Raw genomic sequence first — 26198 nt, 5'->3', positions numbered from 1 at the left:
CGCCCAGATGGCCTCCGCCTATCTAACCACGGTTGTCTATGGCGGAATGCAGCTCAGGTTCGGCGCCAGTGAGAGCCTGAAGGCCGCGTTGCTGCCGAAATTGATTTCAGGAGATTTGCGGCTCGCCTTCTGTTTGACGGAACCGGACACCGGCTCCGATGCAAGCGCCATTCGAACGCGTGCCGTTGCCGACGGTGATGACTATGTGATCGATGGTCAGAAGGTTTACATCACGTGCGCACACGTCGCGGACCACCTCGTGGTCGCAACCAAGACCGCGCCCGACCAACGGCACCGTGGCATCACGAGTTTTCTCGTCGATGCCAAGGCAAAAGGGGTGACCATTCGCCCGCTGCGTGGCCTCGGCCGAAAGATGATCCATACCAATGAGGTGTTCTTCGATCAGGTGACAGTGCCGGCGGCGCGCATTCTCGGCGGATTGAATAACGGCTGGCAGAACATCATGCGCGGCCTCAACGTCGAGCGGCTCTGCCTCTCGGCGGCGGCCAGCGGTAACTCGCACCGTATTATCGACACGGCGCTGGAATTTGCGCGGCAGCGCGTCCAGTTCGGCAAGCCGATCACCGAATATCAGGCGATCAGTCACAAGCTCGCCGACATGCGTATCGGCGCCGAGATTTCTCGTGTGATGACGTATCGGCTGGCGTCGCTGATGGACAAGGGCATCGCTCCCGGTACGGCCGCGGCAATCACCAAGATCTATGCGACCGAGGGCAATTCACGCTGTGCCGATATGGGTATTCAGGTGATGGGCGGCGCTGGCCTGATGATGAGTTCGGAGATGCAGATGTATTTCCGCGATTCGCGAATCGGCATCATCGGCGGCGGCACCAGCGAAATTCTTCGCAACGTTATTGCCAAATCAATGATCTGAAAGGGGGAGGAGGGTCATGGGAACTGTATCGCGTCGTTCGTTTGTGATCGGAGCCGGAGCTGTTGGGCTGGGCCTCGGAAAGGCACGCGAGTACTTGTTGTTGTCGAAGCGCACCAGGCAGGTCTTCGAGACCGATGCCGTTACCGCATGGAAGCCGTCGAAGCGGCCGGCATAGGGAACGAGTTTGGGGCGTTCGGCTTCGAACACTTCCCAGATCGTCTGATCGACCAGCTCCGGATGGCGATGAGCCTTGGCGTAAGCGATGCACTTGTCGAGCAGCCAGGCGTTTAACTCGTCGAGGTTTTTGAACCGCAGCCGGGGCGTGAAGAAGCGTTCCCTGACCAGCCCGACCTGGTTCTCGACCTGCCCCTTCTCCCAGCCCGACGCTGGCGTGCAGGCGACCGGATCGACCAGATAGTGGCTGCACATCTGCAGGAGGCGGCGATTGTAGAGACGCCCTTTACCGACGAAGATCGTCTCTACGGCGGTCTTCATGTTGTCGTAGATGCCGCGGGTGCAGGTGCCTTTGAACAGGGCGAACGCCCGGTCGTGGGCGTCGAACACCATCTCCTGCGTCTCCCGCGGATAGGCCCGCACGAACAGCATGCGGCTGTGACAGAGCCGGACATGGACGGCCTTCACCATCACCGTGGTGCCGCTCAGCAGGACGACCTCGTGGCTCCAGTCGAACTGGTAGGCTTCGCCTGGGGCAAAGCTTAGCGGGAGATAAGCGGCCGCCGTCGATTGCCCGCGTTCTTTGCTCCACCGCCTGGCGTAACGCCGCACCGCATCGTAACCGCCGTCGTAGCCGCGGCCGCGCAGCTCTTCGAAGATCCGGATCAACGTCAGCTGTTCACGAGCCGATTTAGCCGCGTTCGCCGCGAGCAATCCGTCAAGCCCATCGTCCGAGCTTTGGCCGCGGCTGCACCTGCCGCTCGTACTCGAAGGAGGTCTCTCCCGACCTCAGAACCTTCGGGACCGTGTTCCGTGACACCTTCAGGTCACGGGCGATCTCCTTGATCGTCTTGCCCTTGATGAAGTGCTCGCGCCGAATCCGCGCAATCGTCTCCACGACCAGCATCCTCCACCACCTGCTTTGTTACGAAGCAGGCAGCGCAACAGACCAACCTGTAGGGGGTCAATTTTTGGGCTCTGACTCACTTTTGATGCAGTTTGAGGGACGACTGGCGCTTTGATAGGAGGAGAATCGCGCCATGCAGCAGGCACTCCACCGCTCCAGTTTGGTGCCGCGTGGATTTGTTGTAGAGAGTGCTTACTACGAGGGTGATAAGGCCATTGTTGTGGTTGGGGCGTCCGGAAGCGTCGGCCTGTGTCCATCTTGCGGAACGGTTTCCCGACGTGTCCATAGCCGCTATCGACGCCGCGTGACCGATCTGCCGCTCTCGGGGCGGATCGTCCAGCTCTTGGTAATCGCCCGCCGCTTTCGCTGTGACGCGGTTCTATGCGGGCGCCAAATCTTCACCGAACGCTTCGCTGAAGGCGTACTGGCGCCATCGGCGCGACGTACGGCAAGGCTGGACTCCATCGTCCATCACCTCGGCCTGGCGCTTGGCGGTCGACCGGCAGCAGGCTTTGCAAAGCGGCTGATGCTGCCGGTGAGCAAAGATACGCTTCTTCGGGTAGTTCGGCGCCGTAGCCGTCCTCCAACTGACCCGCTCAAGGTTATCGGCATTGATGATTGGGCCTGGCGGCGCAATCACCGATACGCCAGCATCATCTGCAACCTGGAAAGGCGCCGGGTGGTCACCCTGCTGCCGGATCGTGAACCGGCAACTGCCCAAGCGTGGCTCTCTGCTCATCCCACGATCGCAATCGTCGCCCGTGATCGTGGCGGCGGATATGGCGAAGCGGCAGCCAAGGCTCTACCGCATGCAGTACAGGTCGCCGATCGTTGGCATCTGATGGAGAACGCCAGTCGGGCTTTCCTCGACGCCGTACGCAAATCGATGCGCCAGATACGCACCGTCATCGGCGCCACCACAATCAACCCCAAGCTGCTCACGGCCGCCGAACGCCTTCAGTATGAGGGCTATCTGCGCCGCGAGGAGACTAACGCGGCCATCTTAGCATTGTCGAAGAACGGCATACCTATCAAGCAGATTGTGCGTCAGACCGGCCACAGCAGGAAGCTGGTACGACAGGTGGTCCGCGGCGAACGTCACGACGTCTTCCGAACCCGGCAAAGTTCGTTGGATCTGCACTTGCCTTGGCTGGACGAGCAGTGGGCGTCCGGCTGCCGCAATGGAGCTGAACTGTGGCGCCGCTTAACAGGGCGTGGCTTCCGAGGCTCGCTCCGCGTCATCAGCGAGTGGGCCACCCGCAGACGACGAGCGGAGAGGGCCGACACACAAAACTTGCAGAGGATCCCGTCGGCCAGGACGATCGCGCGCCTCATGACAATCGGGCGGGACTCCCTCACGAAAGCGGAGACCGTCACGGTCGTGGCGATCGAAGCGGGCGTGCCAACCTTGGTCGAGGCACGCGAGATCATTGCCGAATTCCACATGATGATCCGCCGCAAGATCGAGGTGGGTCTCATGACGTGGATCGAGCGCGCCCGCGCTAGTCTCGTCGCCTCGTTCGCCAGCGGCGTCGCCAGGGACGAAGCGGCAGTCCGAGCAGCAATCACTTTGCCCTGGTCTAACGGCCAGACTGAAGGTCAGATCACGCGCCTCAAGCTCGTCAAACGCCAGATGTACGGCCGCGGCAAGATCGATCTGCTTCAAGCGAGACTAATCGGCGCAGAATAATCGGAGCTGCACCAAAATTGCGTCAGAGCGCATTGCCTCATCCAGAATGTTACTGGACAACTTCTCGCCGATGATTGGGTCGGTGCCATCGAATTGGTTCGGTGGCGTCTATGGCGGGAAAGATCAGCATGGGCGCGCGGCGCGAGGTGGTATCGGCGGTAACGGAGCGCTACCGGTCGGCCAAACGAGCGGAGAAGGGGCGGATTCTCGACGAGCTGTGCGCGACGACGGGCTGGCATCGCAAGCATGCGGTGCGCGCGCTCCGGCGACGCGAGACGGTTGGACCGGGCGAGGTCGAGGCAAAAAGAAAGCGAAGACGCAGATATGGCGCGACGATCAAGGACGCGCTGACGGCGCTGTGGGAGGCGTCGGATCGGGTGTGCGGCAAGCGGCTCAAGGTGATGATCCCGACCTTGCTACCTGCCCTTGAGCAACATGGCCGATTGCAGCTTAGCCAGTCGGACCGTGATCGTGTCCTGGCTATCAGCGCCGCCACCATCGATCGCCTGCTCGTCGATGTGAAGATCGCGGCGAGCGGCGGCAGGCGGCGCCGTGCCGGATTCTATTCGGCAATCCGGCGCGAGGTCCCCATCCGCACGTTCAATGACTGGAACAGCCCGGTGCCCGGCTTCTGCGAGGTCGACATGGTCGCCCATGGCGGCACGTCGGTGGCTGGCTCGTTCATCCAGACCTTGACCATGGTCGATGTTGCCACCGGCTGGACGGAGTGCCTGCCATTGCTGACGCGGGAAGGTTCGCTGGTCGTCGAGGCGATCAACCGCGCACAGAGCCTGTTCCCCTGGCTGTTGCGCGGCGTGGACTTCGACAACGACAGCGCCTTCATGAACGATGTCGTCGTGCCATGGTGTCGCGAACAGAAACTCGAAGTCACACGCTCGCGCGCGTACAAGAAGAACGATCAAGCGTTCGTCGAGCAGAAGAATGGTGCTGTCGTCCGCCGCCTCATGGGCTATGGCCGCTTCGATGGCGTCGAGACGGCGCGTATGATGGGCCGCCTCTACGCGGCGGCACGGCTCTACGTCAACTTCTTCCAGCCGTCGTTCAAGCTGAAGGAGAAGCGTCGCGAAGGGGCTAAAGTGATCAAGCGCTATCATCTCCCATCGACGCCCTATGAGCGTGCCTTGGCGCATCCCAAGGTGACCGCGGCCGTGAAGAAACGGCTGCGCGATCAGTATCGCTCGCTCGATCCGGTCGCGCTGTTGGCGGAGATTCGCGCAACCCAAGAGGAACTAGGCAATCGCGTCGATCGTCGTGCCGGACAGGCGCGCGGCCTGCAACCCGCTCACACTAGCACCCTGCCAGCGACCGCGGCGTCGTTCGCGAAGACGCTCGGCAAGACCGCGACGGTCGGCGAGCCGCGTGCCACGCACCGGCGAACTCGTCGGCCCTATAAGACCAGAGTTCGCATGCCGTCCAAGCTCGATCCGCATATTGCTGCGATTGAAGCCTGGCTCGCAGAGCAGCCGCAGCTGACGGCGCTCGCAATTGTCGGTCGGCTGCGCGAGAAATATCCCGAGGAGTTCGGAAAGAGACAGCATTCGATTGTGCAACGTCTGCTGAGGGCGCTCAGACGGAGGGCTGCCGAACGGTTGGTCGCCCAGGGCCCGCTCGACGACGCCACGACCGCTGCCCCATTGCCCGGGGTTGTGGACGGCTCGGGCTATGAAGGGCCCGACCCGCCCACAGCCCCTCTCGTCGAGCAAGCCGGAAAGCCCATTTGGCGCGGTCAATCAATCGACATCGGATCGCCATCGGCAATGGCACCATCAGGGTAACATTCGTAGATGCGGCAATACGGGGGGTCAATATTGCAGACGATGTCGTAATTGCGGTCGGCGCCCGCGGCTCAAAAGGTCCGCTATCTTCAAGCCTTCCCGCAATCTCACGAATCGGAGGGGGCCATGAAGCAATATGTTGGGCTGGATGTCTCGCAAAAAGAAACATCAGTATGTGTAGTCGACGAAGTGGGTCAGATCTTGTTCGAAGGAAAGGCAAAGTCCGACCCCGGGGCGCTCGCGGCATTGCTTCGCAAGCGGGCGCCACAAGCGGAGCGCATCGGATTTGAGACCGGGGCGATGGCGAGCTGGCTATGGCATGAACTTCGTAGGGTCGATCTCCCAGTGGTTTGCATCGACGCGCGGCATGCCCACGCGGCTTTGTCCGTACGCATGAACAAGAGCGATCAGAATGATGCTCGAGGTCTGGCCGAACTGGTGCGGGTTGGTTGGTATCGAGAAGTCAAGGTCAAGAGCAAGGAAAGTCAGAAGATCCGCGCGATACTCGTCGCGAGATCCCGGCTTGTGTCCATGCGCCGAGACATCGAGAACCAGGTCCGGAGCTTGATCAAAGAATACGGCTTGCTGTTCCCGCGCGCAATCGGCCAGCAGTTCCGCAACCTGGTCAGCGAGCTATTGGGCGATAATCATCCACTCCTTAGCGTGATCTCGCCGCTCCTGTTGATCCATGAGCATATCTGTCATCAGCAGAACAAGTTCGACGACGAAGTTCGCCAGTTGGCGAAGGCGGACGAGACGACGCGCCGCCTAATGACCGTTCCCGGTGTCGGCGTGGTGACCGCCTTGACTTTCCGCCATACAATCGATGACCCATTGCGCTTCCGATCGGCGTTGACAGTCGGTGCCTACCTCGGCCTTACACCTCGGCGCAACCAATCTGGCGAAACTGACATCAACGGCAAGATATCTCGATGGGGCGACCGGCTTCTCCGAACCTACTTGTTTGAGGCCGCCACCGTACTTCTCTATCGGACAAAGAAGTGGTCTTCCCTTAAGGCCTGGGGCATGAAGCTCGCCAAGCGGATCGGCATGAGGAAGGCAAAGGTCGCCGTCGCCCGAAAGATCGCAGTCATCCTTCACTGCATCTGGGTCGATGGCACATCCTTCGACTGGGGGCAGCCGCAGCCAGTCTGATATTTGCTCGCAAGTTCCTGGTCCGGTCTGCCGGACTGGCGATGTCCCGCTGGGACGGTGTTGAGGCGACCTCGTTCATTCGGCTGGTGGCGGCTCGACCGTACTCCGCTGCAAACGTTGAGGCGTCCGACCCGGACATCATCATGAGGCGCTGCGCGACCTCGGAAAGGACCGTGACCCCAGTGAAGACATAACCAGCCAGGGCGATCCAATGCTTGGCCGGCAAAGTACGCATCAGCCGCGCTCGCGCCGTCTCCGCAACCCTGACCAGCTCCGACAGCGCGAGCGCTACCGTCGTGCCGTCGGAAAGTTCAAAAGGTGATTGACAACAATCCGCAATTAAAGGGCCGAATGACATGCCTCGCAAGGGACTTCTGGTCGATGCCGCCTGGATGGAACGACATGGATATTCCACCAGCCTGCGCAGCCAATACGTATCGGCCGGCTGGCTGGTTCAGCCGGCGCGGGGAACCTTCAAGCGTCCGCTCGGCGAACTCTCCTGGCAGGGCGTCGTCGTGTCACTCCAGCGGCTGCTCGGCTCCGACCTCGTCGTCGGCGGACGTACCGCCATCGAAGCGCAAGGCTTCAGTCACTACCTGAGCCAAACCGGTCCTTCGACCGTACATCTATACGGAACGCTGCCTGCTCCCGGCTGGCTCGGCAAACTTCCGCTCAAACAGAAATTCCGTGTTCACCGCACGCAAAGTCTATTCAAAACGCACGGGAGCACGCCCGGATCAAAGTCGGGGACGACACGGGAAATACCGGGACCATCCGACTGGCCTCTCATGGTATCGACTCCCGAACGTGCGTTCCTCGAACTGCTCGACGAATTGCCCCGCCACGAAAGCTTCCACCAAGTCGATGCATTGGCGGAAGGATTGAGGAGCCTAAGTCCCCGGCGGCTGCAAACGCTTCTGAACGACTGCAAAAGCATCAAGGTCAAACGACTGTTCTTCTGGTTCGCAGAGCGACATCAACACGCCTGGCTCAAACAGATCGACACGTCGAAAGTCAATCTCGGCACGGGAAAGCGCATGCTCGTCAAGGGCGGCAAACTCGACACCAAATACCTCATAACCATCCCAGACGACCTCAATGCCCCTGTCTGAAAAGTACCGGCATCAAGTGGTCTTGTTGATCGAGACGATCCCGTTCGTCGCGTCGGAGCCCGATTTTGCGCTCAAGGGCGGCACCGCCATCAATCTCTTCCACCGCGATATGCCACGCTTATCAGTCGATATCGACCTGACCTATCTGCCGGTGGCTCCGCGCCCCGAATCTCTTGCTGCGATCGATGCGGCGATGAAGCGCATGGCAGCGGCCATCAGGAAAGGATTGCCGGGCTCACGGGTGACGGAAGTCGTCAACGCCCGTGAAAAGATCGTCACCAAGCTTACCGTCCAGAAAGGTGATGCGCAGATCAAGATTGAGGTCACGCCGGTGATCAGGGGCAGCGTCTTCGAGCCAGAGCTGCGCGACGTCTCGCCGAGCGTCGAAGAAACGTTCGGCTTCGTACAGATGAAAGTCGTTCGTTCGCCGATCTATACGCCGGCAAGCTCGTCGCGGCGCTCGACCGGCAGCATCCGCGTGACCTCTTCGATGTCCGCGATCTGCTCGCCAACGAAGGCATCACAGACGATCTCCGCAAGGCGTTCATCGTCTACCTCATCAGCCATGACAGGCCGATTTCCGAGGTCGTGGTTCCTCGTCGCAAGGACATCCAGCACGAATTCACGCACGGCTTCGAGGGCATGACCGCCGACGAAGTAACCTTGGACGAGTTGCTCGAAGCTCGGGAGACGCTAATCGCCGAAATCGCCGGAAAAATGCCACAAGCGCACAAGGATTTCCTCATGAGATTCAAGCGCGGCGAGCCGGATTGGAGCCTGCTGGGCGTCCCTGGCGCGGCGGACCTGCCGGCGGTGCGCTGGAAGCAGATCAATCTGGACAAACTTCCTTCCGCGCAACGGGCGAAGCTCGTCGCGCAACTCGAGGAAGTCTTGCGCAATGCCTGAGGTCGGACGAGGGGATCTCCGTCGAGCGCGCGCGGGCCGACTTGTTCAGACGACATCTCCAGGGAGTGCGCCAGCTTGCGGGCTTTAGCTCAGCCGCCTATCCCTAGCCTGACCTCGACTGTCTCGTTGCCTGCATAAATTTTCTGAATCGTTGGCGCGGATCGATTCATTTATTTAATTGGACGCTCGATTCGGTAATTGCGATTCTGGCGCATGTCCGAACTCACCGTGCAATATCTCGTGCTCGAGCGTCGCGATCCGGCCCGTAACATGGCGCGGTTCTATGTGCTCACGATCGAGCCGACGCTCTTTGGCGATACCGCATTGGTGCGTGAATGGGGCCGTCTCGGTGGGCGCGGTCGACGGCGGCTCGATCTATTCGATGGTCAGGTGCAGGCCGTCGAGGCTCTTGAGTCCTGGCTCAGGCGCAAAACCCGCCGTGGTTACGTCCAGCGGCACTTTCCGTGCCTGGAGCCAGCATGCGACACGCTGCAAGCTGCCCGATCTGGACAAAATGCTAGTGCAAGTATATCAAAGTAATCCTAAGTCCTCTGCGGCCACATTCCAAGAGTTGCAAAAGTATTCCATAATCAATATTATGCGAATCACGGATGTAGACGCTCATTAGAAAGGTCACCATCCTCCCCATTAGCACTACTTTGGCAGAATGTGTTTTCGCCAGTGTTTTTCAAGGATAGGATGAGATCGACGATGGCGTGACGTATGGCGGGCTGGTTGGTTGAGGCGGAGGACCGTTGATTCTTTTTTTCCGCTCCGCGTGTGCGAGGCGACAATGTTGCAGGAAGGCGTAGGCAATCATTGTCATCAGCGCGTGGCGATGAAGACCCTGCCAAGATCGCCCTTCGAAGTGATCAAGTCCAAGCTCCTCCTTCAACTGCTGATGGGCCTGCTCACAAATCCATCTTGCCTTTGATGGTGGCGGCCAGTGTGCGCATATCCGTCGCCGCAGGAAGATTGGCAAGATAGTATTTCTTCTCCCCTGAGGCACGTTGCTCGCCAATGAGCCAGGCTTCGTCGCCCGGGAGATGCTGCTGACCCTTATCCCAAATCCGCTGAGGAGGGCCGTCGGCGGCGCGGACACGGAGAGCTGCAAATCGAGCTCGTTCCGCTGCGCCAACTCACGGTTTTCCATTTGGCGCTGGCCAGCATTTGTTCTGCCGCAATCGATAAGATATCGGGTACGTGGTGCTTTCGTGGTTTCCCGCGGACTTTGGTAAGCGGCCAAATGAGCTTCACATCGACCGGATACACTTTCAGGTGCCGGGGGATACCGACAGCCCACGCGAGCCCGCGCTCTGTTAGCCCTTGTCGAAACGGTGCGCTGAGCCCGTATCCTGCATCCGCCAGCACACATCCAAAGCGCACGTTGGCTGCCATCGCGCGGTCAATCTCGGCCAAAGCAATCTCCTGGCGTTCGGTGTTCGACTGGCACGCGAGCGCGTTTCAAACGAGACACGTCGTTTGTCCAACTGTCAGGCAGAAACAGACGTAACGCGACCATCACTGGCACTTCGCCGCGCGCAAGCGTCAAAGACACCAGCGTTTGGCAATTTGCCGTTTTGCCGAGAGCCGACGCGTATTGAGCAGCAACACCAACCGAGCGTTCACCCTTCTTCGGCAGTGAGGTGTCATCAATAACCCGCACCGCATCCCTGCCGCCGACAAGTCGGTCCGCCTGATTGAGCAGCTCTGTCTCCAGCGGCGTCGCCTCCCAGACACCTCCGCAATGAAATGGTGCAACTAATCGTAGTTGCCCGTGGCAAGGCGCTCTGCCATTGGCTGAACGCTCTTGCGATCGCCAGGACCAATCAATCCCGCGACATACAGAGGACACATCCGCTGCCGGGTCTTATGACCCAGCCGGTCCAAGAAACGGCATCAGCCAGCGTTCGAGTTCGTCTTCCCATCCCGCCATGGTCAGCCCTTCAAGAGCTGACCACCCATGATCATTGAAAAATCGATTCGGGAATCCTATAAAACGCGACAAAATCAACATTCTGCCAAAGTAGTGCTAGAGATGTCACGATCGGACTTGTCTAAGGCATGGGCCTGGGGGTTTTGAGTGATGACGGTGCTGTCGATGAGCCGGGCTGAGATCGACCGGGTGCATGTGTTGCGGGATGTTGTGGCGGAACGGATACATTGCGAGAGGCAGCGCAACTGCTTCGGCTCACATCGCGGCAGGCACTCCGGCTGACGCTTGCTGCAGAGAAGCGGGCGGAGCGGCATGGCTTGCATTTCGGCGTTGAGACGGTGCGGCGCTGGATGCTGGTGGACGGGATTTAGAAGGACCGCCGGCAGCGGTTGAAGCCGGTGCACCAGCCGCGGCATCGCCGCGATTGCGTTGGCGAGTTGGTCCAGATCGACGGCTCCGAACACTGGTGGTTTGAGAACCGCGGCCCGCAATGCACCCTGCTCGTCTTCATCGACGACGCCACCAGCCGATTGATGCATCTGCAATTTGTCGAGACGGAGTCGACCTTTGACTACTTACGGCGACGACCGCCTATCTGAAGCGCTACGGCAGCCCATTGCGTTCTACTCAGACAAGCACGCAACGTTCCGGGTCAACAAGGTCGGCGCCACCGGCGGCGACGGGATGACGCAGTTCGGCCGCGCGCTGCACGAGCTCAACATCGATATCATTTGTGCCAATGTCCCACAGGCCAAGGGGCGCGTGGAACGAGCCAACGGCACACTGCAGGACCGCCTGGTCAAGGAGATGCGGCTGGCCGGAATCTCGACCATCGAGGCCGGCAACGCGTTCCTGCCGGCGTTCATGGCGGACTATAATCGCCGTTTTGCCAAGGAGCCGTTCAACGACAAGGATCTTCACCGGCCCTTGGCTGCGCACGACAACATCGACGATGCCTTTGCCTGGAAGGAACTCCGGCGGCGGCGAATGCCAACGTGTGGAGCTGGAAGCTCGCCTGGCGCGGCAGTTCTCCCAGACCGTCTCGATTACCTTCCACTGGCGCGGCACCACTTCCAGCGTCCGCGTGACGTCTTCCCCGAGCTTGCGCAGACGGTTGCTGCCGCAGCATCACAAGCTGTCGGCGGATCAATCACCACCCGTTCCCGTGGCAGATGCTCAGGGAAGGTCTGACGCTCGGGGCGCTTACGTGTAAATCCGCGCACCGTCGTCATCTTGGCCACGGCCCGCTCGGCCGCAAGCTCGTCCTCGGTGGCGTTTGCTTCCAGCTCTTCGAACGTCAGCGCCAACTGCTCGATCAGGCGCGAAGAACGCTCCGCCCGTTGCCCATAGATCTGATGCTTTAGCTTGGCGATCTGCAGCTTCTGCTGTGCGATCAGCGCCTCGTCTTCCGACGCTTTCGCACGAGCGACAGCGAGCTCGGCAGCTACTTCCAAACCCCTCGCGCGCTCGGCTGCCAGCGCCGCCTTCGGGGCGGTAACGTCGCCCGGAGCAGCGTCGCGATCGGCATCCATGCGACGCAGTGAATCACAGATTGGACGCGCTAGGACTCTTGAGGGTTCTGTGAGGTCGCCGGGCAAAGGCCAGCCGCGCGCTCTGTCGTAGCCTGCGACCTCATAGAAGCCGGATTGAACGAAGCCGCGGAGTTGTGGGCGCTATGGGGATAGTGCAGCCAGTGCGGCTGCCGAGAAGGCGCGCCTGTGGTCGCCGCGCGTCGGCGAGTCAGTGATCGGATGTGAGGGGCCCGATTGATCGGGCCAAGGGCGCGAGCAAGGGGCTCTGCAAAGCGCAAGTGCATCAAACGACTGGTCGCATCATCGATGAAGACGAGCAGGGTGCAATGTGGGCCGCGATCCTCGAACCACCAGTGTTCAGAGCCGTCGATCTGAATCAACTCGCCCACACAGTCGCGACGATGCCGTGGTGCGTGTTCCAGCCGATCGTGATCACCGATTCCAGGCGATCGTGATCGCTATTTCCAGCGATCGCGATCAGGGGCAATCAGGAGGCGCGCACCGCTGACAGTCTGCAACCCGGGTAGCTTGGGTCTTTTGCCTAACCGCAGAGGATCGAGATGCCGACCGAGAGACTGTCCATGCGCCACATTCGCGAAGTTCTACGCCTGCACTACAGCGTCGGCATGTCGCAACGCGCCGTTGCCCGCAGCCTCGGCCTGGCCCAGGGCACGGTCAGCAAATACGTGAACCAAGCCCGCCGCGCTGACCTGACCTGGCCGTTGCCGCCGGAGCTCGATGACGACGTCCGGCTCGAGAATCGCCTGTTTCCGCCGCCGTCCGATCGGCCCAGCGACGAGCGTCCGCATCCGGACTGGGCGCTTGTGCATCGCGAGCTGCGGCGCCCGAACGTCACGCTGATGCTCTTGTGAGAGGAGTATTGCGACGCAAACTCCGACAGCTTCAGCTATGCGTGGTTGCGAACGCTACAGGGAATGGGCCGGCCGTCTCAAGCCAACCCTGCGCCAGGTTCATGTCGCCGGCGAGAAGCTGTTCGTCGACTATTCCGGCCACACCATGGAGGTGGTTGACGGGCTCACCGGTGAGGTGCGCAGCGCGCAGATCTTCGTCGCCGTGCTCGGCGCCTCGAACTACACCTACGCCGAGGCCAGTCTCAGCCAGGGCCTGCCGGGCTGGATCGCCTCGCACGTTCGGGTATTTGCCTATTTCGGCGGCGTGGCCCGGCAGACGGTGAGCGACAATCTCAAGGCCGGCGTCACCCGGGCCTGCTTTCACGAGCCGATGGTCAACCGGACCTATGCCGATCTCGCCCGCCATTACCGCACCGCTATCGTACCGGCACGGCCGTATCGGCGGCGCGACAAAGCCAAGGTCGAAGTCGGGGTCCAAATCGTCGGGCGATGGATTCTGGCGCGCCTGCGCAACCGCCGCTTCTTCTCGCTTGCCGCCCTCAACGAGGCGATCCACGCGCTGCTCGTCGATCTCAACAATCGACCGCTCCGGAGCTGGGGACGAAGCCGGCGCGACCTGTTCGAAGAGCTCGATCGCCCGGCGCTTACCCCCTTGCCAGATGAACCGTACGAGTATGCCGAGTGGAAGCGCTGCCGGGTCAACCTCGATTATCACGTTGAGATCGCCAAACATTACTACAGCGTCCCTCACAGCCTCGTACATCAGGAGGTCGAGGCTCGGATCACCCAAAAGACCGTCGAGATATTCCTCCATGGCAAGCGCGTGGCCTCGCATCTGCGCAGCACCTTACCGCATCGCCCGACCACGATTTCCGAGCATATGCCGAGCTCGCATCGCCGCTATCGCGACTGGACCCATGAGCGTATTCGTTCCGAAGCCGCCAAGGTCGGCCCCGACGCCGACACCCTGATCGATGTCATCCTGCGGTCGCGGCCGCATCCGGAACAGGGCTTCCGCTCGGCTATCGGCATTCTCGGGCTGGTCAAGCGCTACGGCCAGGAACGCGTCGACGCCGCCTGCGCCCGGGCCCTCCTGCTCAACGCCCGTTCGTACAAATCGGTCGCCGCCATCCTCAAGAACGGCACCGACAGAACCGCGCCTCCCGCCGAGGAGGCGCCCATCCTCTTCCACGCCAACATCCGTGGCCGCAGTTACTACAATTGATCAGGAGAGATCAGCATGCTTATTCATCCCACCGTCGATCGCTTGCGCTCCCTCGGCCTCGCCGCCATGGCCGATACCCTCGCCGAACTGCAGAACAACCCAGAGGCGGCCGGGATGCCGCACGCCCATTGGCTCGGCCTCCTCGTCGATCGCGAGGTCACCGCCCGCGACAACCGCCGCCTCACGCGCCGCTTGACCAGTGCCAAGCTCCGTCAAGTCGCCGCCATCGAGAACGTCGACTATCGCACCGCTCGCGGCCTTGACCGTTCGCTCTTCCAAACCCTCGCCACCTGCCAATGGGTCCGTGAGGCCAACCACCTGGTCATCGTCGGCCCAACCGGCACCGGCAAGTCCTGGCTTGCCTGTGCGCTCGGCAACAAGGCCTGCCGCGACGGCTTCTCCGTCCTTTACAAGCGAACATCCCGCCTGTTCGCCGATCTCGCCCAGGCGCGCGGCGAAGGCCGTCTGGCGCGCCTGATCGCCGCCCTGGAACGCGTCAATCTCCTCATCCTTGATGACTGGGGACCCGAACCGCTCACCGCCGACCAGCACCGCGATCTGCTCGAGATTGTCGATGATCGCTACGACAAGGGATCCTTGTTGATCACAAGTCAGGTCCCCGTGTCGCAATGGCACGACGTCATTGCCGAGCCGATGACTTCATGATGCCTCCTTCTTCGAATGCTTGGTGCGTCGTACCCGATTGCGCAGCTGACTGATTTGTTCGTCTGAGAGCTCGATCTGCCATGGCTGACCTTTGACTAACTGACGACCTACCAGCAATCCGCGCGCAAGATAATCGAACACTGTTTGCGGGGTTAATCCAAGCTCAGCCGCTGCCCCCTGAATCGAGAAGCTGCCGTCGGGCCAGCGCATGGGATTCTGGTCCACGCAGTTGATCTTGACGGTGGGGATGCCCCAGCGGGTGCGCAACAGCCAGACGTTATCGCCTTTGAAGGCGCAGCCTCGGGCCGCGACGAAGCCTTCTTGATTGAGTATTATCGCGATCTCGGCGTCCATTTTGTGTTCAGCATTCAACTCGACGATCCGCTGCCGCAACCCATCAATGTCGATGTAATTGCGGTAGGTGTGAACGCGCCGTTGCACGTGATGCTCGCTGGTTGCGCCGGTCTGCCAGACGATTTTGAGCCACACCTGACCTCGGATCCGCTTCTGATCAAGAACGACTTCGCGGATGACAAATCGCAGAATGCGCTTGCGATCGGCTGCCGACGTGGTGGCCGCGTTCCAAATCTGCGGCAGGTTCTCGCCGAGTGCTTGTAGCCCTGCGCGTTCCACCGGGCCAATCAGAAGCGGCTCTTGCCCACGCCAACGCGCATGTTCCTGCTCGACCGCCTCGACGGCACGCAGCTTCTCTTCCCAAGCCCGCTCAAGTGAGCGCGCCACGAGACGGTTCTCGGGCTCTACGGCGTCATACTGACGTCGAGCGCGCTCGGCCTCGTAGCGGGCGCGCTCTACGCGAAGCGCCCATTGGCGCTCGAGCTGGCGGCTGTCCTGCTCCAGTTGGCTCGCCGCCGCGAGTGCGATCTCAATCTGATCCGGCACCAGGGCGTCGAGGACCACCCGCTGGACCAAGGCGTCAACCGCTAAGGCCCGGACTTCCTGGCACAGTGCACTGCCTTCCTGATCCCGATCCGACCGGCAGCAATAGACCGGATAGTCGGCATTCAGGCCAGTGTAGCGCATGCTCATGCGCCGTCCGCAACGGCCGCAGATCGCAATTCCTTGTAACAGGGCTGCCCCCTTGCGCGGCACGCCAGCGTGTCCTGCCTCAAAATGCGCGACGTTATCTGCCAGTCGCCGCTGGTTGGCCATGAACTCCTCCCAGTTGATATAACCCGGGTGAGCAGCGCGGAGGCAAACCGCCGAGTCGGCGATCGCCACCTTGACCGTTCCCGTCAGCGATCCCGGCTGGCATCGGCTCGGATCCTTTTGCCGGCGGCCATAAACATACCCCCCAGCATAAGCTGGATTTTGAAGGATACTAAGGACGCGTGCACTATCTGGCATACGCCAGACGGTCTCGTGTGGAGCTGGTCCAAGCAGCGGCCGAACCGGCAACGACAATCCGTTCCGGTCCAAGTACCGCATCACACGGCGGGCGCTTTGCAGTTCCTGGAATTTGGCAAAAACGAGATGAAGGCGGGCCTGCACCTCCTCATCAGGATTGAGAATAATCGTTCCGGCGCGATCATAGGCGAGCCCGGCTGGCAGGGGCAGCCGCAGTTCGCCCCGCGCCGCCTTCTGGCGTTCCCCTTGGTGAAGGCGCATCCGAAGCTGATGCAACTCCGCCTCGCTCATTATGCCGGACAAGCCCAACAGCAGGCGGTCGTGGTAGGCGCGCGGATCGTAAAGCCGCTCGCCACCCGCAATGAGCACACCAAACACCGAGCACAGTTCGAGCAACTGATGCCAGTCCCGGTTGTTGCGGGCCAAGCGAGAAGCGTCGAGGCTCACCACAAGACCGGCGTTGCCAAGACCGATCTCGGCAAAGAGCTTCTGGAAGCCATGACGATCCACACCGCCAGCACCGGATTTGCCCAGATCCTCGTCAATGACCTGGACGCGCTCCGGCGGCCAGCCCAGACCGATGGCGCGATCGACGAGGCGGTACTGCAGCTCCGTGCTCTCCTGATGCTGGCGCACCTGGTTCACGGATGACTGCCGCACGTAGACATAGGCCAACTTCGCTCTGTGCGCAGTCGTGAGCCGCTCGTCAGCGACGTTTAAGTTGATCAGCACGACCCAGTTCCCTTCCGGGCGTGCCGGGAGCCGCTTGCATCCGCCGCAGCAGCGTGGCGAGGATTTGAGCGATCTGGGTTTGCGTCGCGGTCGACAGATTCGGCCACAGGGGAGGAATATCGTCCGTCGGACGGCCGGGTGGATTTGCCAACGTCGGCATGGGTCGATACGCAACGCGACCTGGAAGCGGTGGGTGGGTCATCGCGAATCACCTTCTCGTCAAGAAGGCTCAGACTCGCGCTCAAATGTTGCATCAATGGGATCAGCGTACGTGCGCTGATGCGCGGCAGATCGGCGGCGTTCGGGCCAGAATCTATCGTCTCGGCAAGATCCGTCGACGCGATGCGAACCGCCCGCGGCCGGCCGTCCGGCAGCGCGACAACGACATAGGCGGGACCGCGCCCCGACCGCTCCTTCAGCACCTCAAGCCGGTGCCCGAACAGAAAATGATGCGGGTCAGTGATCGTGACGTGAGACACGACCCGCTCGAGAATAGGGGTACTCTGACGTGTTCGGTGAGCCCACCGTCGCCGACGCCATCCTCGACCGCATCATCCACAATGCCCACCGCATCGCCCTTGAAGGCGACAGCATGCGAAGGAAAAAAGCCACGCGCCCCTTGACCGACGCTGAAAACAGCGAAACGAATACCAATTGACTCAACAACCAGGCAACCAAAAACCAGCGCCGCCACGCTGTCCGCGATTTAGCGAAACTACTGTCCGGCAGTTAGCGAAACCACTGTCCCGTTTTTGCGAAATGCGCAAGGTTTTTGAACCGCAGCCGCGGCGTGAAGAAGCGTTCTCGCACCAGCCCGACCTGGTTCTCGACCTGCCCCTTCTCCCAGCCCGACGCTGGCGTGCAGGCGACCGGATCGACCAGATAGTGGCTGCACATCTGCAGGAAGCGGCGATTCTAGAGACGCCCTTTACCGACGAAGATCGTCTCCACGGCGGTCTTCATGTTGTCATAGATGCCGCGGGTGCAGGTGCCTTTGAACAGGGCGAACGCCCGGTCGTGGGCGTCGAACACCATCTCCTGCGTCTCGCGCGGATAGGCCCGCACGAACAGCATGCGGCTGTGACAGAGCCGGACATGAGCAGCCTTCACCATCACCGTGGTGCCGCTCAGCAGGACGACCTCGTGGCTCCAGTCGAACCGGTAGGCTTCGCCTGGTGCAAAGCTCAGCGGCACATAAGCCGACGCTGTCGAGGTGCCGCGTTCCTTGCTCCACCGTCGGGCGTATCGACGAACCGCATCATAGCCGCCGGCATAACCCAGGCCGCGGAGCTCCTCGAATAGCTGGATCAGCGTCAGCCGTTCCCGCGCCGCCTTGCTCTCATTCCTTGCCAGTAACCGATCAAGCTCGGCACTCCAGGCATCCATCTTCGGGAGCGGCTGCGTCTCGCTCGTAGCGGAACTCCGTCGCTTGAGAACGAATGACCTTGCGAACCACCTTCCGCGATACGCCAAGTTCTCGGCAGATCGCCTTGATGGGACGACCATCAACAAAGTAGGCGCGAATAGGAAGGTCGCTGCCGAACCGCGCCGCCGTATGATAGCGGGTCTGCGCCGTTATCGCCGTCCCCTTCTGTTGGTGGTGCTGCCCATTGCTGCCGCACTCGGCGGACTGGCGTTTTACCTGCACGGCGGACGTTATGTCGGCACCGACGATGCCTATGTCGGCGCCCAGAAGGTGCTGATTACACCCGACATCTCCGGCAAGATCATCAAGGTGCTGGTTAAGGAAGGCCAGACCGTGAAGCAGGGTGACGAGCTGTTCGAGATCGACGCCGTGCCGTTTCGCCTCGCAGTAGACGAGGCTAAGGCGCAGCTCGCTCAGGCGAAGACGAACTACGACAATCTGGTCGAGAACGTGAAGATCTATGGCCAGATGCTTGATCTTGCCCAGCAGGGCGTCGACCTGAAACAGCGGGATGTCGAACGCAAACAGCAACTGGTCAAAAGCAATTTCGGGTCCCAGCTCGACCTCGACAATGCGGCCAATGCGATGGTGACCGCGAGCGCACAGGTGCAGTTCATCAAGCAGCAGCTCTCCAATGCCAGGACGCAATTGCTTGGTAACCCCGAACTGCCACTAGAGCAGTTTCCGCCCTATGCCCAGGCTAAGGCGAAGCTGGAGGATGCCGAGCGCAACCTCGATCACACGGTCCTGCGCGCGCCGATGGATGGCGTCGCGACCCAGGTCGAGCAGATTCAGCTCGGCCGCTATGTCACCGCCGGCACGCCCGTCTTCTCCATCATCGATGTCGCGCACCCCTGGGTCGATGCCAATCCGAAGGAGAGCGACCTCACCCACGTCACCGAAGGGCAGTCCGTCACGCTCGAGGTCGACGCCTTCCCGAACCACGTGTTCAAGGGCACGATCGGCTCGCTCTCGCCAGGCACCGGCGCGCAATTCGCGATCCTCCCGCCGCAGAACGCCACCGGCAATTTCGTTAAGGTGGTGCAGCGCGTTCCGGTGCGGATCTATTTCGACGAGCACGACAAATACGTCGCCAAGCTGAAGGCCGGCATGAGCGTCTACGCCACCATCGATACCGGGCATAAGCGCACGCTCGCGGGCCTGCTCGGTCTGTCGGCAACCGCCAATCAGGACAAGGACTGACCTGATGTCGGGCCCACTTCCTCCGGGTCTACGCCGGAACATGGTGACCATCTGCGCCATGACCGCAACGATCATGCAGGCGCTGGATACCACGATTGCCAATGTGGCCCTGCCCTACATGCAGGGCACGCTGTCGGCGTCGCAGGATCAGATCAACTGGGTGCTGACCTCCTATATCGTCGCTGCCGCCATCATGACGGCGCCTGTGGGGTGGATCGCCAACCGCTACGGGCGCAAGCGAATCTTCATCATATGCTCGGCCGGCTTCACCATTGCATCAGTGCTGTGCGGGCTCGCGCAGGACATCAACCAGATGGTGCTGTTCCGCCTGCTGCAGGGCGTGTTCGGCGCGGCCCTGGTGCCGCTTTCGCAGACCGTGATGCTCGATTCCTACACGCTCCAGGAACGGGCGAAGGCGATGGCGATCTGGGGCATGGGCGTGATGATGGGCCCGATCATGGGCCCGTCACTGGGCGCCTGGCTCACCGAGACCTATTCCTGGCACTGGGTGTTTTTCGTCAATCTTCCTTTTGGCGCACTGACGGTGCTCGGTCTGATAGCTTTCATGGACGAGACCAAGAAGGATCTCACGCTTCGGTTCGACTTCTTCGGCTTCGCGGCACTTGCAGTCGCCATCGGGTCCTTACAGCTAGCCCTTGACCGCGGTGAGCAGCTGGGGTGGCTCGAATCCAACGAAATCGTTGGCGAGTTCATCGTCTCGGCCGTGGGCTTCTACTACTTTTTCGCCCACTCCTTCACGACCGCGCGGCCGTTCATCCAGTTCGCGCTGTTCAAGGATCGCAATTTCGTGACGGGCTGCATCTTCATGACGGTGATGGGGTTGGTGCTGTACTCCACCATGGCGCTGGCCTCGCCCTACCTGCAGAACGTCATCGGCTATCCCATCATTACCGCCGGCATGTTGCTAGCGAGCCGCGGCCTCGGCACGTTCCTGGCCATGATGATGGTCGGTCGCCTCATGCGCTATTTCGAGGCCCGTACGTTGATCATCTCGGGACTCGCGCTGACGGCGGGCTCGCTGTTCCAGATGACCGGCTGGACCGAAATGACTCAAGTTCCGGAGATTGTCACCGTCAGCGTCTTCCAGGGTTTCGGTTTTGGCCTTGTTTTCGTGCCGCTATCGACCGTTTCGTTTCTAACGCTTCCAAACCACCTGCGCACCGACGGCACCTCGATGCTGACGCTGTTGCGCAATGTCGCAAGCTCGATCGGGATCTCGATCGTGATCGCCCAACTCACTCAGGGAACGCGCCGCACTTATGCGATCCTGTCCGAACACATCAACCCGTTCAACCACGCCCTGCAGATGCCTGATGTCAGGGGCATCATCAACCTGTCCACCGATGCTGGGCGCGCCATGGCGGACAAGATGGTCGCTGTTCAGGCTCAGATCATCGCATTCTCACAAGACTATCAACTCGTCATGCTGTTCATCCTCGTCTCGATCCCGCTCGCCATCATGATTGGATCTACGAAGGCCGCTCTGCGCAAGCAGACGGCAGGGCCAGAGCACGCAGTGGTGGAATGACGACACGCTGGCGTTCCTCGGCGAGCTCGGCTGCTTTGTATTTAGCGATCCATGGCCGGACAAGGTTCCGCGAGATCTCATTTCAACCTTTGTCGAGTCAACGTCGCAGGGCACTATCAGCGCTTTGGAACGTGGTACAACGATCAGTCCATAGTGGCCGTCGAGACAGATCAGTCAACCGCTTTCAGGGGAGCAAATGTGGGCTCCGAAAGAAGCGCGCGTCAGGCGCACGGAAGTTGGACCTATGACTGCGCGTGCGCGGTCTTGATGGCAGCTCTATCGATTTCACCCGCGTCGTTCTTCAGAAGATTATCGACGAACACTACGATCTTCGGCCGCTTGTAGCGCGCGATGAGACTGCCCGCGAAATCCACGATCTCGTCCGCGGTCGTTGTCTTCGAAGGTTGCAACACGCACACCGCCTTCACCGCTTCGCCCCATTGCGGATCGGGGACGCCGATGACGACGACTTCGGCAATGGAAGCATGCTGACGGATCGCGTTCTCGACCTCGGCCGGATAGACATTCTCACCACCGGTCTTAATCAGTTCCTTTTCCGGCGCGCGGCCCGCATACCAGAGATAGCCGTCGGCGTCGAAATAGCCTATGTCGCCGGTGTGGTGCAAGCTGTTGCGAAACGTGTGTGCGGTATCGGCTTCGAGATTCCAGTATCCCTTGAAGACCGTCGGCCCGCGCACAACGATCTCACCGGTTTCGCCGGTCGGCTTCGGACGATCGTCGCCATCCACGACAGCGATGCTGCGCCAGAACAGCGGACGCCCCGCGGACTTCGGTCGGTCGCGGTAGCGCGACAGCGTCGCCAGACCCGAGGTCTCCGACTGGCCGAAGGTGACCCAGAACGCTGCTTGGGGACACTCGCGTTCGAACCGTTCGATGGTTTCGGGTGAGTCGAGTCCGGTCACCGCGCGCAGCGACGACAGTTGGCCCGGCTTTGCCTGATCCAGGATGCTGCCCAACATCGGCGCGAACTCGGACATTACGGTGATCTTTTCGGCTTCGATGTCGCGCGCCGCCTGCGCGGCATCGAACTTCGCCGAGATCACGCTGGCGCCACCCGCCTGTTGCGTCGTCAACATCAAGCCAAGGCCCGCGACGTGAAACAGCGGCAATACGCCGAGGCTGACGTCACGCTCATTAAGTTGCCAAGCGCCGACCAGCGAAGACTGCGCCGTCAGCATGCCCATCTGCGACAGCAGCGCGCCGCGGGGACGGCCACCGACGGCTGCCGTATGAATGATCATGAAGCCCGCATCGCCGACTACCGACGTGGACGGCAGCGGCGTATCGCTCGCCGAGAGTTGCGAGAACGGCGTCAGCGCGGGATGTGCGGCACCGATACCGAAATAATATCGTGCTGAGGGCAACGACCCCTGCTGGGCCACGATCGCCTCGTGATAGTCGGCGCCCGCAATGACGACCACAGGCGCACCGTCGGCGAGGACATAGGCGATCTCATCCGGTTGCAAGCGAAAGTTGACCGGCAGCAGGATGGCTCCGAGCAGCGCCACCGCCCCAATCAGTTCGACCATCTCCATGCAGTTCTGCGAGAGGATGCCGATGCGATCGCCCGGCTTCACGCCAAGGCTGGCGAGACCGCCCCGCCAACCGCTCGATACTGCGGAGATATTCCGCATGCGTCACCCGCCTGCCATCGACGATGAAGGCGGTTCGACCGGGATAACATTCGGCATTGCGGCGATAGACATCGCCAAACGTCACGCTTCTCAGGCTCATCGCACCATTCCCGAACGAGGATCAACCATGCATCGTCAAGCCGCCGGACACGCTGATGGTTTGTCCGGTGATGAAACCGGCATCGTCGCTCAGCAGGAAGGCGATCATGCCGGGATAATCGTCCGGCTGGCCGAGCCGCCGCAGCGGAATCGCGCGCGCGAGTCCTTCGGCGATCTTGCCGCCGGTCGGCGAGCTCTTGGTGAAGGCGTCGAACAGCGGCGTATCGGTCGGACCCGGGCACACCACGTTGAGGATGATGTTCTTGCGCGCCAGTTCGCGCGCCACCGTCTTGGTGAACGAGATCAAGCCGCCCTTGCAGGCCGAATAAACGGCTTCGCCGGAGGAGCCGACCCGGCCCGCGTCGGAGGCAACGTTGACCACGCGCCCGAAGCCGCGCTCGACCATCCGCTTGACCACGACGTGATGCAGGTTGAGCGGGCCGTAGAGGTTGATGCCGATCACCTTGTCCCAGAACGCGCGGTCGGTATCGAGGAACGGCACCGGGATATCCCAGCCGGCGACGTTGGCCAGCAGCTCGGTCGGGCCTGCCGCTGCCTCAAACTTGTCGGTGGCGGCTGCGACCGCGTCGCGATCGGTGATGTCGACCTGATAGGCCAGCACGCGGCCGGGCTTGCCGGCGGCGAGCCGCGCCGTGTCTTCGGCACCGGTCAAATTCTGGTCGAATATTCCGACGACGCATCCCTCGTCGGCGAGCCGCAGCGTCGTCGCCCGGCCGATGCCGCTGGCGCCGCCGGTCAGAATGACCCTTCGTCCATCAAGTCCACGCATATGATCCTCCCGTTTTCGTTCTTGTTGGTATCGTTATCGTCCCTGAAAGCGCGGACTGCGCTTTTCGCGAAACGCCTTGATGCCTCCTTCGCATCCGCGGTTTTCGCGATTGACGCAAGGGTCTGCGCCTCGTCCTCCAACTGCTTTCGAAAGTCCCGCTTGGCGCCGCCAGGAACAGTCGCTTTATATCGCCATAGACCTCGGCCGGACCCGATGCCTCTACTTCCGCAAGCACCTTGTCGTCATCGACCACGACATCGACGAACCCTGCCGACAAGACGGCATCGGCATTCAGCGTCTCGGCCAGCAGAAAGAAGCGCTGGGCGCGCGGAGCCCATGCGTGCCGTCAACGTCATGTTTGAGCCGTATCCGGACTGAAGCCGATCTTGGTGAACGCGGCCGTGATACGCGCCGACTTCGCCATCACGACGATATCGGCCGCGGCCGCCAGCGACACGCTGCCGCCGGCGACGTGGCTGTGCACGGCGACCACGACCGGCGCGCGCATCTGCTTCATCCGGACGATCACGGTACGGAGATCCTCGGTCCAGTGCTTGACCAGCGACGGCAGCGAATCGGACTGCCGTTCGAAGGCAGCGATATCGCCGCCGACGCTGAACATCTTGCCACGCGCCGAGATCAGCACAGCGCGCACATCTTCGCACTCCTCAGTTCGTCCATCGCAAGGCTGAATTCGCGGCAAAACGCGATTAACGGGATTGCCCCGATCCGGCCGGTTGAAAACGATGCGAGCGAGCCCGTCCACGATGTCGCAGAGGAAACTCCTCGTCGGCGTCGTCAAGTTCATCTTTAGCTCCGGCGGTTGTCTCTCATCGAGTCTAGCGGCCAGAACAACTGCCAAAGGGCGACAATCGGTCCGGCGGTTGACGAAATCTCTTGCCTGCGCCAATAATCGCGTTTATCAGTCGCTTTGACATGAACCCGGTGCGACCGTCTCCGTTGGTTTCCAAATCCCACAAGCGTATCTCCAAGCGAATCTTGGCTTCCTCAACCATTCTAAAGTCAAAGTCGTTTGCCTCGCTGAAACAGCCTCCCGCCTCGCGCATTTCCAAATCGGAGAAGTCACGCGATTCGATCCTGGTTGCGGCGGCAAGGCTGTTCCGCCGCCAGGGATACGCAGCTACAACGCTGCGCCAGATCGCCGATATCGCCGACATCAAGGCCGGCAGCGTCTACTACTATTTCGACTCCAAGGAGCAGATTCTCGACGAAGTCCTCTACATCGGATTGTCGAGCGTGTTCGAAACGGTCAAAAAAGCGCATCGTGACGCCGGCAAAGTCTCGCATCGGCGCAAGATCGGACTCGCGATCGAGGCGCATCTGGTGGCGCTGCTCGAGGCGGGCGACTTCACCTCGGCCAATATCCGGATTTACGGCCAGTTGCCGGAGACGCTGAAGAAGCCGCACCGGCCCCTGCGTCGGGCCTACGCCAAATACTGGGACAAACTTTTCCTCGACGCCCGCCGCGCCGGCGAAATCCGCGCCGACATCGAGATCGTCCCGCTGCGCATCTTCGTGCTGGGCGCACTGAACTGGACCATCGAATGGTTCAGCCTCGACAGCAAGGATGCCGTGCTGAAGCTGGCGCGACGCACCGAACTCCTGATCTTTGACGGCGTGAAGAAGTCCTGACATCTACTTTCCTTGCCAGACCGGCTTTCGTTTTTCCGCAAACGCCCTCGGCCCTTCGATCGCATCCTGGCTCGCATAAGCCTCGACATGCAGCCGGTTGGCCTCGACCAAGCCCGCGGCGCAGCCAAGATCCATCGCGGCAAGAATGCTGGCCTTGGCGGCCTTCACCGACAGCGGCGCGCCTTCGACGATCGCGCGCGCCAATAGCAGCGCACGGGCGCGCACTGCATCGGGCGTGTCTTCGAGATAATTGAGGAAGCCGTGCGCGGCGAGCCGCTCGATCGGCATTGTCTCGCCCGTGATCACCAGTTCCATCAGCAGCGGCTGCGGCAGCATCCATAACAACGGGACCGCCCAGGGCGAGCCACGCCCCATCTTGACCTCGGTAATCCCGGCGCGCGTCCCGCGCAGCCCGACCCGCAGATCAGACTTGAGCGCCAGCAGCATGCCGCCTGCCATCAGCGACCCCGTCATCGCCGCGATGATCGGCTTTGAAACCTCGCGCATCGCTGTTTGCATCGGGTCGCGCATCAGGGCCAGGACATCGACGTCGTCGCGCGCCCTGATCTCGGCCGCCTGCTTGAGATCCAAGCCGGCGGAAAACACACCGCAATCGGTCGAGGTCAGAATCACGACATTCGCTTGCTGGTCCTGCTCAACCCGCTCCCACGCATCGGTCAAACCGTTCATCGCCTCGACCGAAAGCGCGTTTTTGCGCTCGGGCCGGTCGATAGTGATGGTCGCGATGCCATCTTCGCGCGAATAGAGAACAGGCTCTTTGGACATCGTGTTCCGCTTCCGCAAATTTCTAACATCTGTTAGAATACCGATCACGCGTTCGAACACAACAGATATTCAGC

16 protein-coding genes and 9 pseudogenes are annotated in these 26198 nt (G+C 61.3%); 14 read left to right on the top strand and 11 right to left on the bottom strand.

What is annotated here, in order from left to right; genetic code table 11:
• Positions 1-7 precede the first annotated feature (7 nt).
• Positions 8-895, top strand: coding sequence for an acyl-CoA dehydrogenase family protein (locus tag K410_RS0135580; RefSeq protein WP_210163731.1), 888 nt, complete (start codon positions 8-10; stop codon positions 893-895).
• Between the two features lie 81 nt (positions 896-976).
• Here K410_RS0135580 and istA (K410_RS0135575) read toward each other — a convergent pair.
• A pseudogene (istA, locus tag K410_RS0135575) lies at positions 977-1976 on the bottom strand (IS21 family transposase); the annotation flags it as partial.
• Between the two features lie 133 nt (positions 1977-2109).
• Here istA (K410_RS0135575) and K410_RS0135570 point away from each other — a divergent pair.
• From K410_RS0135570 to K410_RS39075, 6 genes and pseudogenes are all read left to right on the top strand, one after another.
• Positions 2110-3666: an ISL3 family transposase gene (locus K410_RS0135570; RefSeq protein ID WP_024343510.1), complete on the top strand. Its 1557-nt coding sequence runs from the start codon at positions 2110-2112 to the stop codon at positions 3664-3666.
• A 110-nt stretch (positions 3667-3776) separates the two neighbouring features.
• On the top strand, positions 3777-5462 hold the full coding sequence (locus K410_RS40765; protein ID WP_028139145.1) for an integrase catalytic domain-containing protein: 1686 nt from the start codon (positions 3777-3779) through the stop codon (positions 5460-5462).
• Between the two features lie 126 nt (positions 5463-5588).
• A complete protein-coding gene (locus tag K410_RS0135560; protein WP_024343425.1) occupies positions 5589-6617 on the top strand; it encodes an IS110 family RNA-guided transposase in 1029 nt (342 codons plus the stop codon).
• Between the two features lie 356 nt (positions 6618-6973).
• A complete protein-coding gene (locus tag K410_RS0135550) occupies positions 6974-7729 on the top strand; it encodes a type IV toxin-antitoxin system AbiEi family antitoxin (protein ID WP_024343426.1) in 756 nt (251 codons plus the stop codon).
• Positions 7716-8635: pseudogene (locus K410_RS0135545) on the top strand (nucleotidyl transferase AbiEii/AbiGii toxin family protein). Before K410_RS0135550 ends, K410_RS0135545 begins: the two are co-directional and overlap by 14 nt.
• A 213-nt stretch (positions 8636-8848) precedes the next feature.
• Positions 8849-9175: a WGR domain-containing protein gene (locus K410_RS39075; protein ID WP_024343427.1), complete on the top strand. Its 327-nt coding sequence runs from the start codon at positions 8849-8851 to the stop codon at positions 9173-9175.
• A gap of 220 nt (positions 9176-9395) precedes the next feature.
• Here the strand turns inward: K410_RS39075 and K410_RS38120 are convergent.
• A pseudogene (locus K410_RS38120) lies at positions 9396-10571 on the bottom strand (IS701 family transposase); the annotation flags it as partial.
• Positions 10572-10721: 150 nt separating this feature from the next.
• Between K410_RS38120 and K410_RS41200 the strand changes: the two are divergent.
• A pseudogene (locus K410_RS41200) lies at positions 10722-11549 on the top strand (ISNCY family transposase); the annotation flags it as partial.
• Positions 11550-11552: 3 nt separating this feature from the next.
• On the opposite strand, the pseudogene K410_RS39070 reads toward K410_RS41200, so the two are convergent.
• Positions 11553-12103 (bottom strand): annotated as a pseudogene (locus K410_RS39070) (IS66 family transposase); the annotation flags it as partial.
• Positions 12104-12369: 266 nt separating this feature from the next.
• Positions 12370-12519: pseudogene (locus K410_RS40155) on the bottom strand (ISNCY family transposase); the annotation flags it as partial.
• 144 nt (positions 12520-12663) lie between these two features.
• Here K410_RS40155 and istA (K410_RS0135525) point away from each other — a divergent pair.
• A pseudogene (gene istA / locus K410_RS0135525) lies at positions 12664-14200 on the top strand (IS21 family transposase).
• A 15-nt stretch (positions 14201-14215) separates the two neighbouring features.
• Complete coding sequence (istB, locus tag K410_RS0135520; protein ID WP_080655024.1) at positions 14216-14866, top strand: IS21-like element helper ATPase IstB; 651 nt, start codon at positions 14216-14218, stop codon at positions 14864-14866.
• Here istB and K410_RS37845 read toward each other — a convergent pair.
• The gene (locus K410_RS37845) at positions 14861-16963 is read right to left on the bottom strand and encodes a recombinase family protein (protein ID WP_049820501.1); all 2103 of its coding nucleotides are present in this window, start codon (positions 16961-16963) and stop codon (positions 14861-14863) included. The genes istB and K410_RS37845 overlap by 6 nt on opposite strands.
• Positions 16957-17442 (bottom strand): hypothetical protein, encoded by a 486-nt coding sequence (locus K410_RS40755; protein WP_196232451.1) that lies wholly within the window; start codon positions 17440-17442, stop codon positions 16957-16959. Before K410_RS40755 ends, K410_RS37845 begins: the two co-directional genes overlap by 7 nt.
• Positions 17443-17471: 29 nt before the next feature.
• On the opposite strand from K410_RS40755, the gene K410_RS0135510 reads away from it, so the two are divergent.
• Positions 17472-17621, top strand: coding sequence for an ATP-binding protein (locus K410_RS0135510; protein ID WP_024343431.1), 150 nt, complete (start codon positions 17472-17474; stop codon positions 17619-17621).
• Positions 17622-17731: 110 nt separating this feature from the next.
• Here the strand turns inward: K410_RS0135510 and istA (K410_RS37840) are convergent.
• A pseudogene (gene istA, locus K410_RS37840) lies at positions 17732-18488 on the bottom strand (IS21 family transposase); the annotation flags it as partial.
• Between istA (K410_RS37840) and K410_RS37835 the strand changes: the two are divergent.
• A complete protein-coding gene (locus K410_RS37835) occupies positions 18468-19592 on the top strand; it encodes an HlyD family secretion protein (RefSeq protein WP_049820515.1) in 1125 nt (374 codons plus the stop codon). The pseudogene istA (K410_RS37840) and the gene K410_RS37835 sit on opposite strands and share 21 nt — an antisense overlap.
• A gap of 4 nt (positions 19593-19596) precedes the next feature.
• A complete protein-coding gene (locus K410_RS0135490; RefSeq protein WP_024343490.1) occupies positions 19597-21141 on the top strand; it encodes an MDR family MFS transporter in 1545 nt (514 codons plus the stop codon).
• 242 nt (positions 21142-21383) lie between these two features.
• Here the strand turns inward: K410_RS0135490 and K410_RS0135485 are convergent.
• From K410_RS0135485 to K410_RS39055, 3 genes and pseudogenes are all read right to left on the bottom strand, one after another.
• Positions 21384-22896, bottom strand: a pseudogene (locus K410_RS0135485) (AMP-binding protein).
• Positions 22897-22917: 21 nt separating this feature from the next.
• Positions 22918-23685 (bottom strand): SDR family oxidoreductase, encoded by a 768-nt coding sequence (locus tag K410_RS0135480; RefSeq protein ID WP_028139142.1) that lies wholly within the window; start codon positions 23683-23685, stop codon positions 22918-22920.
• Positions 23686-24037: 352 nt separating this feature from the next.
• Entirely contained in the window at positions 24038-24487 is a 450-nt protein-coding gene (locus K410_RS39055; protein WP_196236099.1) for an enoyl-CoA hydratase-related protein, read from the bottom strand.
• Positions 24488-24684: 197 nt separating this feature from the next.
• Here K410_RS39055 and K410_RS0135470 point away from each other — a divergent pair, with 197 nt between their 5' ends.
• On the top strand, positions 24685-25338 hold the full coding sequence (locus K410_RS0135470) for a TetR/AcrR family transcriptional regulator (protein ID WP_049820500.1): 654 nt from the start codon (positions 24685-24687) through the stop codon (positions 25336-25338).
• Between the two features lie 3 nt (positions 25339-25341).
• On the opposite strand, the gene K410_RS0135465 is transcribed toward K410_RS0135470, so the two are convergent.
• Positions 25342-26184: an enoyl-CoA hydratase/isomerase family protein gene (locus K410_RS0135465; RefSeq protein WP_245269636.1), complete on the bottom strand. Its 843-nt coding sequence runs from the start codon at positions 26182-26184 to the stop codon at positions 25342-25344.
• Between the last annotated feature and the right edge of the window lie 14 nt (positions 26185-26198).

Source organism: Bradyrhizobium sp. 22, from assembly GCF_000482425.1.
GTDB classification, from domain to species: Bacteria; Pseudomonadota; Alphaproteobacteria; order Rhizobiales; family Xanthobacteraceae; genus Bradyrhizobium; species Bradyrhizobium japonicum_B.
Note: the sequence above shows the minus strand (reverse complement) of the source record. Positions and strands in the feature narration are given on the sequence as shown.

Bases quoted from the DNA above. Each gene is read 5' to 3' on its own strand.
- K410_RS0135580 (WP_210163731.1), top strand. From the start codon at position 8: ATGGCCTCCGCCTATCTAACCACGGTTGTCTATGGCGGAATGCAGCTC.
- K410_RS0135570 (WP_024343510.1), top strand. From the start codon at position 2,110: ATGCAGCAGGCACTCCACCGCTCCAGTTTGGTGCCGCGTGGATTTGTT.
- K410_RS40765 (WP_028139145.1), top strand. From the start codon at position 3,777: ATGGCGGGAAAGATCAGCATGGGCGCGCGGCGCGAGGTGGTATCGGCG.
- K410_RS0135560 (WP_024343425.1), top strand. From the start codon at position 5,589: ATGAAGCAATATGTTGGGCTGGATGTCTCGCAAAAAGAAACATCAGTA.
- K410_RS0135550 (WP_024343426.1), top strand. From the start codon at position 6,974: ATGCCTCGCAAGGGACTTCTGGTCGATGCCGCCTGGATGGAACGACAT.
- K410_RS39075 (WP_024343427.1), top strand. From the start codon at position 8,849: ATGTCCGAACTCACCGTGCAATATCTCGTGCTCGAGCGTCGCGATCCG.
- istB (WP_080655024.1), top strand. From the start codon at position 14,216: ATGCTTATTCATCCCACCGTCGATCGCTTGCGCTCCCTCGGCCTCGCC.
- K410_RS0135490 (WP_024343490.1), top strand. From the start codon at position 19,597: ATGTCGGGCCCACTTCCTCCGGGTCTACGCCGGAACATGGTGACCATC.
- K410_RS0135480 (WP_028139142.1), bottom strand. From the start codon at position 23,685: ATGCGTGGACTTGATGGACGAAGGGTCATTCTGACCGGCGGCGCCAGC.